The sequence below is a fragment of the Synechococcus sp. R8-2 genome (assembly GCF_047461715.1).
GTDB lineage: Bacteria > Cyanobacteriota > Cyanobacteriia > Thermostichales > Thermostichaceae > Thermostichus.
This window is the reverse complement of the sequence record NZ_JANSHQ010000150.1, coordinates 1-8783: the sequence shown is the minus strand read 5'-3', so window position 1 is coordinate 8783 and position 8783 is coordinate 1. Positions and strand designations below refer to the sequence as shown.

8 protein-coding genes are annotated in these 8783 nt (G+C 60.8%); 4 read left to right on the top strand and 4 right to left on the bottom strand.

Translation table 11 applies throughout. The annotated features are described in order from the left end of the window. Positions 1 to 32: 32 nt before the first annotated feature. From fabD to hmpF, 4 genes are all read right to left on the bottom strand, one after another. The gene (gene fabD, locus NW819_RS04250; protein ID WP_414412986.1) at positions 33 to 899 is read right to left on the bottom strand and encodes an ACP S-malonyltransferase; all 867 of its coding nucleotides are present in this window, start codon (positions 897 to 899) and stop codon (positions 33 to 35) included. Between the two features lie 4 nt (positions 900 to 903). Then, positions 904 to 1905 carry a beta-ketoacyl-ACP synthase III gene (locus NW819_RS04245; protein WP_414412985.1) on the bottom strand — a complete coding sequence of 334 codons (1002 nt, stop codon included), beginning with the start codon at positions 1903 to 1905 and terminating at the stop codon, positions 904 to 906. Then, positions 1892 to 2995, bottom strand: a complete 1104-nt coding sequence (plsX, locus tag NW819_RS04240) for a phosphate acyltransferase PlsX (RefSeq protein WP_238376983.1) — start codon at positions 2993 to 2995, stop codon at positions 1892 to 1894. The genes NW819_RS04245 and plsX overlap by 14 nt, the downstream gene beginning before the upstream one ends. Positions 2996 to 3224: 229 nt before the next feature. Next, a complete protein-coding gene (hmpF, locus tag NW819_RS04235) occupies positions 3225 to 4952 on the bottom strand; it encodes a pilus motility taxis protein HmpF (protein ID WP_414412984.1) in 1728 nt (575 codons plus the stop codon). A gap of 263 nt (positions 4953 to 5215) precedes the next feature. On the opposite strand from hmpF, the gene trpC reads away from it, so the two are divergent. The 4 genes from trpC to NW819_RS04215 form a co-directional block, all read left to right on the top strand. Next, entirely contained in the window at positions 5216 to 6136 is a 921-nt protein-coding gene (gene trpC, locus NW819_RS04230) for an indole-3-glycerol phosphate synthase TrpC (protein ID WP_414412983.1), read from the top strand. A gap of 63 nt (positions 6137 to 6199) precedes the next feature. After that, positions 6200 to 6439 carry a DUF5340 domain-containing protein gene (locus NW819_RS04225; RefSeq protein WP_414412982.1) on the top strand — a complete coding sequence of 80 codons (240 nt, stop codon included), beginning with the start codon at positions 6200 to 6202 and terminating at the stop codon, positions 6437 to 6439. Positions 6440 to 6503: 64 nt separating this feature from the next. Beyond that, positions 6504 to 6698 (top strand): heavy-metal-associated domain-containing protein, encoded by a 195-nt coding sequence (locus NW819_RS04220; RefSeq protein WP_414342601.1) that lies wholly within the window; start codon positions 6504 to 6506, stop codon positions 6696 to 6698. A gap of 119 nt (positions 6699 to 6817) precedes the next feature. Next, positions 6818 to 8783 (top strand): heavy metal translocating P-type ATPase (locus NW819_RS04215; protein WP_414412981.1); only part of this gene is annotated, 1966 nt, incomplete at its 3' end.

The window sequence follows — 8783 nt, the reverse complement described above, 5'->3', positions numbered from 1 at the left end:
ATTGACTAGAGTCATGCTCCATAGCAGATCCCCTAGCTGCTGAGGTTACTGAAATTGCACCGCGTCAGGGTCGGCACCGTTCGCTTCACCAAGCCCGTCAGAACATTTCCGGGGCCGATTTCCCACACCTCTTGGATGCCGTCGGCAGCCATCTGCAACACGGTTTCTCGCCAGCGGACAGGGGCAGTCATCTGGGCCAGCAGCGCCTGCTTAAGGGCTTGCGGATCCCGGCTGGCGGTGGCAGTGCAGTTGCTGTAGACGGGCACTCGCGGCGGCTGAAAGTCAACAGCGCGCAAGGTGTGGGCAAACTCCTCGGCAGCAGCCTGCATAAAGGGCGAGTGAAAGGCGCCACTCACCTTGAGGGGAACGGTGCGCTTGGCCTGCAACTGCTCACAGACGGCCCGCACCCCCCCCACCGAGCCGCTGATCACCACCTGATCCGGGCTGTTGTCGTTGGCAAGAGTGACGTCGGGGATCATCTGGCACAGGTGCTCCAGCTTGTCGCGGTCAAACCCCATCACTGCCGCCATGCTGCCCGGGGGATCCCCTGCGGCTTCCATCAGTTGGCCCCGCAGCGCCACCAGCCGTAGGCCGGTTTCGAAGTCAAACACGCCGGCAGCGTAGAGGGCGCTGTATTCGCCCAGACTGTGGCCAGCAGTGCAGGCAGGAGCCTGACCCTGGGCGTAGAGATAGTCTGTCAACAGGGCCGATACGGTGAACAAAGCCGGTTGTGTGTAGCCGGTCTGGTGGATCTGGTCTTCCGACAGAGCTAAGGGATCCCATCCCAGCATCTGGCGGGCCAAAGCCAACTTCTGGCCTGCTCCCTGCCAGTTCCGCAAGTCCCTTCCCATGCCTACCGCTTGGGATCCCTGGCCGGGATAGATCCAGGCAACAGTCATCAATTCATTTCCCCCAACGAAACACAATCGCCCCCCAGGTAAGGCCAGCGCCAAAGCCCGCCATTACCCCCAGATCGCCGGCGCCAAAGCGTCTTTGCTCGATCCAAGTGGCCAAGGCAATTGGCACCGAAGCGCCCGAGGTGTTGCCGTAATACTCTAGGACGCTGGCCACCCGCTGCGGATCCAGCTGCAGGCGCTTGGCTACTGCATCGAGAATGCGCTGGTTGGCCTGATGAATAAAATATCCCTGTACTGCTTCCGCCGGGATCCCGGCCCGGAAGAGAGCCTTCTCGATAACCTCCGGCACCGCCTGGACGGCGAACTTGTAGACCTCGCGGCCATTCATGGTGATGGGGCAGCAGCGATACTGCCCCACCTGCAGGGATCCCACCAGGGGCTTGGCCTCTGTAGCCATGGACAAGCTGAGCAGCTGGCTGCCACTGCCATCGCTGCGCAGCTCAATGCTGAGGATCCCGCCGGTTTCCCCCGCCTCCAGAACCACCGCCCCGGCCCCATCTCCAAACAAGACACAGGTGGTGCGATCTGCCCAGTCCACCGTACGGGAGAGCACATCCGCCGCCACCACCAAGGCCCGCCGGTACAGCCCGGTTTGCAAAAACTGCGCTGCCGTGGCCACTGCAAAGACAAAGCCCGTGCAGGCTGCCGTCAGATCAAAAGCCACCGCCCGCGTTGCTCCCAGAGCTGCCTGCACCTGAGGGGCCGAGCCAAACCGATCGACACCGGTGGAAGTGGCCAGCAGGATCAAATCCAGGTCTTGAGGCAAGATCCCGGCCTGAGCCAAAGCGGCCTTGGCTGCCTGGACCGCCAAATCCACCAAGCTCAGCTCAGGGGGCAGAATGCGCCGCTGACGAATGCCGGTGCGGGGCCAGATCCATTCGTCGGAAGTTTCGACGATCTGGCCGAGATCGTCGTTGCTCAGGCAGGGATCCGGCAGGGCAGCCCCTGCCCCCACCAGCCGCACGGTCGGGAGGCTATGGCTGGGCATCTTCCACGGGTTCGGGACAGCGGGAGGAAGTCCTTTCCAGGGATCCCAACGGCAACACTTCCGGGCCAGAGCCAGAGTAGACCTGAAGGGGCCGGGTGCGCCGCCTGGGGTTGGATTCAGGTTCGCGAGGGTCAACCATTTCCGCCTGCAGCCGCTGTAGGATTTTCTGTTCTGCCGCCTCTTTGGCCAGGCGAATGGCGTGGTAGACCATCGGCGCCTTGGAGCTGCCGTGGGTAATCACGCAGATGCCGTTGACGCCGAGCAGCAAAGCACCGCCATACTCTACGTAGTCCATGCGCCGCTTTACCTGCTTGAGGTTGGGCCGGAGCAGCCAGCAGCCCAACTTGCCGCGCCAGCCGCGGGGCAGCTCCTCCCGCAGCACCTGGGTGATCACCTGGCCAACACTTTCGGCAAACTTGAGGAGGGCATTGCCCACAAAGCCGTCGCACACCACCACATCAAACTCCCCGGTCAGCACATCCCGCCCCTCGGCATTGCCGGCGAAATGGATCCCTGGCAACTGGGCCAGACGCTGGTGGGTGGCCAGAGCCAAATCATTGCCCTTGTTGGGCTCCTCGCCGATGTTGAGCAGGCCCACCCGCGGCTTCTCGATCCCCAGCACGCACTGGCAGTAGAGGGATCCCATGCGGGCAAACTGCTCCAAAAAGCGGGGCCGGCAATCCACATTGGCCCCCACATCCAGCAGCAGCACCGGCTTGCCTTTCAAAGTGGGCAAAAGAGCGCCAATGGCCGGGCGATCGATCCCTGCCAGCCGGCCCAAATTCAGGTAGGCCGCAGCCATCGCTGCTCCGGTATTCCCGGCGGCCACCACGGCATCCGCTTGGTTGGAGCGCACCTGTTGCATCGAGATGTTGATGGAGGCTTTGGGCTTTTTGCGCACCATCAGCGGCTCTTCCGCCATGCCCACATCCTCTTCGGCAGGCACAATGGTGATCCCAGCAGGCAAGGGTTGGGGCAGAAAGGGCTTGAGGGAATCTGGACGACCGACTAGTGCAATCCCGACCCGGAGCTGCCGATGGGCCAGCAGGGCGCCCTTGATGATCTCTTCGGGAGCGTAGTCACCCCCCATCGCATCGACCGCAATTCGCACAAGCTGACCTCACACTGGAATATCCTTGGCAACTGCAAGCAGGAAGCGGGGCAAAACGCACTAACCTCTGCAGTCCCCTCGCCCGAGAATTGGGAGCCCCAGTGGCTGCAGGGTGCTAGCGAATTTTACCAGATTTGTTTTCCTCAATTAAGGCCGTAGTTCCCCTTGCGCCGGTTCTCCCCACCCCCCACAGGAAACGTGAACTCCCTCACGCCTGCGTGAGGGCAGCCAAGAGAGAGCGTACCTGTTGGACGTGGGCGTGTGCAGTGGAGTTTCTGGCCTGGTGTTGGCCCAGCTCCGTCTCCAACTGCGCCAATTCTCCCGCCAACGCTGCCCACCGATCCCGCTCTGGGTAGAGGGTGGCCTGCAGGTGATTCAGGCGACCCCAGGTTTCTGCCATGGCCTGGGCGCGCGCCCGCAGGGATCCCTCCTCTTGCTCCAGGTGTTGCCACTGCTGCTCCAATTCCTGCCGTTGGCGGGCGAGCTGCTCCTGCTGAGAAGGCAAGGACGATTCTAGTTGTTGAATGAGGGTTTGCAGACGACCTTTTTCTTGGAGAAGATCCTGCTTCTGGCTGCCGATCTGTTCCAGGAGCGGCCCAATATCGACCTGAACCGGGGCAGCAGCTTGATTTTGCAGCTGTCTAAGGCGGGCCTCTTGGCGGGTCAACTCTTCATACTCTCGCTGCAGGTTTTTTTCCTGAGGCAGCAGGGCTTCTTCCAAAGCACTGCAGGCAGACTGGGCATAGTCGATATCCATCTCGATGTCAAACCGCTCCTCTGGAGAGGCGCTGGCCAGCCGCTCTTGCAGCTCCCGCAGGGTTTGCCGGTTTTGCTCCAGTTCGGCCCGCTGTTGGCTAACCTGGGCTGCCCGCTGCTCGTAATCTCGGCGCAGTTGGCTGACCAAAGCCGCCAGCTCCTCGACCGAGATCGCCGGCTCCCCAGCCCTGCCGTTGCTGCTGCCATCGACGATAAAGTCGTACTCCTGCACCAGACGAGAGGCTTTCTGGTATAGGCTCTCTTGAGATTGCAGCTGCTGGAGAATCCTCTGCAGGTGCTCTTGATGGGCTCGCAGGGATCCCTGCCGAGTTTGCCACTCTGCTCGGCTTTGCTCCAGGGATTGTCGGGATCCCCACCAAGCGGTGTGGCGTTCTTGCCAAGCGCGGTAGTCTCGATCCAGCTCGTCTTGCCGGGCCTGGGCCTGCTGACGTTCTGCTTCCAGTTGGGCAATCTGTTGATTCAAGTGCTCCTGCTGCTGCTGAATGTGGCTTTTCAAGCTTTGCAGAAGCGCCAAGGGATCTCCAGCCGGATGCAGACTCTCCTGGAGCTGTTGCATCAAAGCCTGTAGCTGCGCTGCTTCTGCCTCCCCCAAGCGGCTGGAGCGAGCTTCTTGCAACTGGGCTTCCAACTCTTGCCGCTGCCGATTCAGAGCTTCCCGCTGCTCTCCGATCAGCCGCTGTTGTTCAGCTAAGTAAGCTTGCTGGGCTGCCAGTTCCTCTTTGAGGCTGTCCAGAAGTTTGCGATCTTCCTCCACACTCTTGTACTGCTCGTACAGCCGCTGCACCTCTTCTTCCTGGGCTGCTAGCTCCATCTCGCGGCGGGTAAGCTCATGCGCCTGAAAGGTGAGGGACTGTTTCCAAACCTCGATCTCCTCTTCCTGGCTGCGGGCTCTGAGCTGAAGTTGGCTGAAGTTTTGCAGATAGGTCACCAGTTGGCGAGCGGCTTCGCTGATGCGGGCGACCTGACGGTTGCCGGAGATTTCCGCCAGCACCAATGACCCATCCTTGAAGCGCCCAGCCTCCTGGGCGATGCGGCCTTCCAAGGTAATGGATTCTTCGTTCACGGCCACCCAGGTATTGTCCTGCTGCTGCTTGGCCAGCAATTGCAGAGACGACTTGGCAAACCCAATCGGCTTGGATAGCTCTGCTAGGTACAGCACGCCTGAACTCCTCTAAAACAGCATGGACAGCACCAGCCTTGACCCCACCGAGCCACTGCCCCTGGCCGGGGAAAAATGGACGGCCGCCAGAACATGGCTCGCCGAGGCGCATAAAGACTACACCACCTTTCTAGACTCAACCATAGGGTAAAAAAAACACCTTCGCCAGATGAGTTTTGGGGATGTCCGGGGTAGCTATTCAAACCGGTGGCGGAGCACTAAGGTAGTCTAGGGTGTGGTGTAGAGTTGTGTTCGGGGGTTGTATGGAGCTGCAAGGTGAGCCGCTTTCTGTTCGTCGGCGTTCTCCTGCCCCGCCGGTGGTCGTAGCCTCTCAGGTGTACCAGACAACAGCGCCGGAAGCCAAACCGCGCCACATTTTGGAAGCGATCGTCTGGCATAAAGAGCAGGAGGTGGAGCGGCAACGGGAGCAGCTTCCCCTCAAGGAATTGCAACGGCAACTGGATCAGGCTCCGCCGGTGCGGGATTTTGTGGCGGCCCTCACCCAGTCGCCTCACCCTATCTCTGTGATTGCCGAGGTCAAAAAAGCCTCTCCCAGCCGCGGCATCCTCCGGGATCCCTTTGACCCGGTAGCCATTGCCCAGAGCTATGAAGCCGGTGGGGCCAGTTGTCTCTCGGTGCTGACGGATGAGCGGTTCTTTCAGGGCAGCGGCGAGTATCTGCGCCGGATCCGTCAGGCAGTAGGGATCCCCATCCTCTGCAAGGAGTTCATCCTCTACCCCTACCAAATCCTCTGGGCCCGCAGCCTGGGGGCAGATGCGGTGCTGCTGATTGCCGCCATTCTCTCGGATGCGGACTTGGGCTATTTTCTCAAGCTGATTCGGCAATTGGGCATGGCAGCTCTGCTGGAGGTGCACACCTCCCAAGAGTTGCAGCGGGTGTTGCGTTTGCCCCAACTGCAAGACTCCAGGGGGCAGGTGCTCATTGGCATCAACAATCGCGATCTGAGAACCTTTGCGGTGGACTTGAACACAACGCGCAACCTGTTGGCCGCCCACTCGGAGCTCCTTGGCGATCTGCCTGTGGTCAGCGAGTCCGGCATCCATACCCCCGCCGATCTGCAGCAGTTGCGGGCCTGGGGGGTGCGCTCTGTGCTCGTGGGGGAAGCTCTGGTGACCCAGCCGGATCCCGGCCAAGCTGTGCGCCACCTGTTGTCATCTCAGTGAATGAAAACCATTTATCAATGGATCTCTGCGAGAACAATTGATCTCTAAGGATTGCTTGGATCGATGAAACGTATTCCTGTGCCGGCTCATATCCACTACGAATTTCTGCTGCGGGTGTTGGAGCGGCAAACCTTTCCGGCAGTAGAGGAACAGGATTTTGGCAACCGAGGCCGCACGCAAGAGCTGATCAACTCCCTGCGCAAAGCCCTCACCCAACAGGTGCAACTGGAAGAAGACTGGCGACAGCGGGGCTATCAGGTGGACTACCGCTGGAATATGGACGAGCCTCAGACTCCCCCTTGACCTTCCAGTCCACTGTAAGGTTTAGCATCCTTTCAGTGGCATTGGGTTGGGGAGGTTTCCCAAGATGCAGGTTGTTTTGACGGTGCCCAAGCTGGCCTGTGCGGCTTGCGTGGACACCATTGCGCAAGCGGTGCGGCAACTGGATCCCCAGGCGCAGGTGGAAGGGGATCCCAAAACCAAACAGGTGCGGATCACTTCTGAGCGGCCTGTGGGCGATTTGCGGCAGGCCCTCACCCAGGTGGGATATCCCCCGGCCTAGTCAAGGCTGGGTCGAGAACGGTCGGGCGTCTGTTTTGAATTCCTGTACATGGCTGCCTTCACCCTTTCGAGGATGGGGAGTAGCCGTTATTGCATCAACTTTATCAACAAGGTGTTGCCATGTCTGCCCATAAAGGGTCATCGGGTGCACTATCGGCCTCTGCGCCTTCTCCTGAGGGCACTTGGCAGTTGGCCTTACAAGGGATGAGCTGTGCCTCCTGCGCCCGCAGCATCGAACAGGCCCTCGCTCAGGTGCAGGGGGTGTCCCACGGATCAGTGAATTTTGCCAGCGAGCAGGCCACCGTCAAAGGGGATCCCCGGCTGGTGAATCCGCAAGCCTTGATCCGGGCGGTGGAGCAGGCGGGGTATCAGGCGCGCTTGGTCGAAGACGATTGGCAACAGTCCGATCCGACCGACCCAGAACGGATCGGCCAACGGGCGGCAGAACGGGAATTGAAGCTGAAGGTGGCAATAGGAGTGGGCCTCAGCACGGTGCTGCTGATCGGATCCCTGCCGATGATGCTGGGGCGGGAGATCCCCGGCCTGCCCCCCTGGCTGCAGGATCCGTGGTTGCAGTTGCTGCTGACGGCGCCGGTGCAGTTTTGGGTGGGCCAGCCTTTTTATCGTGGCGCCTGGGCGGCTTGGCAGCGACGCTCGGCGGATATGAATACCTTGGTAGCTTTGGGAACGAGCGCCGCTTTTTTCTACTCCCTTTTTCCAACCCTCTTTCCCAACTTCTTCCACCAGCAGGGCCTGCACCCGGATGTGTACTACGAAGTGGCGGCGGTGGTCGTCACCCTGGTGCTGGTGGGCAAATGGATGGAGCAGCGGGCCAAGGGGCAAACCTCTGAGGCCATTCGCAAGCTGATCGGGCTGCAACCGAAAACGGCAAGGGTAATTCGCCATGGGGTGGAGCAGGATATTCCGATTCGGGAAGTGCAGGTGGGGGATCGGATCCGGGTGCGCCCCGGAGAGAAGGTGCCGGTGGATGGGGTCATTCTAGAGGGATCCTCCAGCCTCGACGAGTCCATGGTGACCGGCGAGAGCCTGCCTGTACTCAAGTCGGCGGGGGATGAGGTGATTGGGGCAACGCTGAATCAGACGGGCAGCTTTGTGATGGAGGCGCGGCGGGTGGGCAAAGACACGGTTCTGGCCCAGATCGTGCGCCTGGTGCAGGAAGCTCAGGGATCCAAAGCCCCAATTCAACAGGTGGCGGATCGGGTGACTGCCTGGTTTGTGCCGGCAGTGATCGGGGTGGCAGTTCTAACTTTCGTGCTCTGGTGGGTGTTGGCGGACAACCTGACGCTGGCCTTGGTGAACACGATTGGGGTGCTGATCATCGCCTGCCCTTGCGCGCTGGGGTTGGCAACCCCCACCTCGATCCTGGTGGCCGTGGGACGAGGGGCGGAATTGGGGATCCTGGTGAAAAGTGCCGACAGCCTGGAATTGGCCCACCACTTGCGCACGGTGGTCTTGGACAAAACCGGCACCCTGACTGAAGGTCGTCCCACTGTCACCGATATTTGGGCCCACGGCTCCTCTCCCCTGGCGGTGTTGCGCCTGGCAGCGGCGGTGGAGCGGCACTCGGAACATCCTTTGGCCCAGGCGGTAGTGCAGAAAGCCGAAGCCGAAAAAATTGCCATCCCTCCTGCCCAGCATTTTCAGGCAAGGATAGGCAGTGGGGCAGAAGCCTGGGTGGAAGACCAGTGGATCCGCATCGGTCGGCTGAGCTGGCTACAGGAGATGGGGATCCCCTGGGATCCCTCTTGGTCAGAGCGGGTTCAGAATTGGGAAAGCCAGGGCAAAACGGTGATCGGCGTAGCCCAATCCCAGAGCCTGGTGGGGCTGTTGGCCATTGCCGATCCGCTCAAACCCACCTCTCCTGAGGCAGTGCAACAGCTGCAACAGATGGGTCTAGAGGTGATCCTGCTAACCGGGGATAACCCCACCACGGCCCAAGCGGTTGCTCGGCAAGCAGGCATTCAGCGGGTAATTGCCCAAGTCCGTCCGGATCAGAAGGCAGCTTACATACGCAGCCTAAGACAACCGCGACGGCGGGTGGCGATGGTGGGAGATGGCATTAACG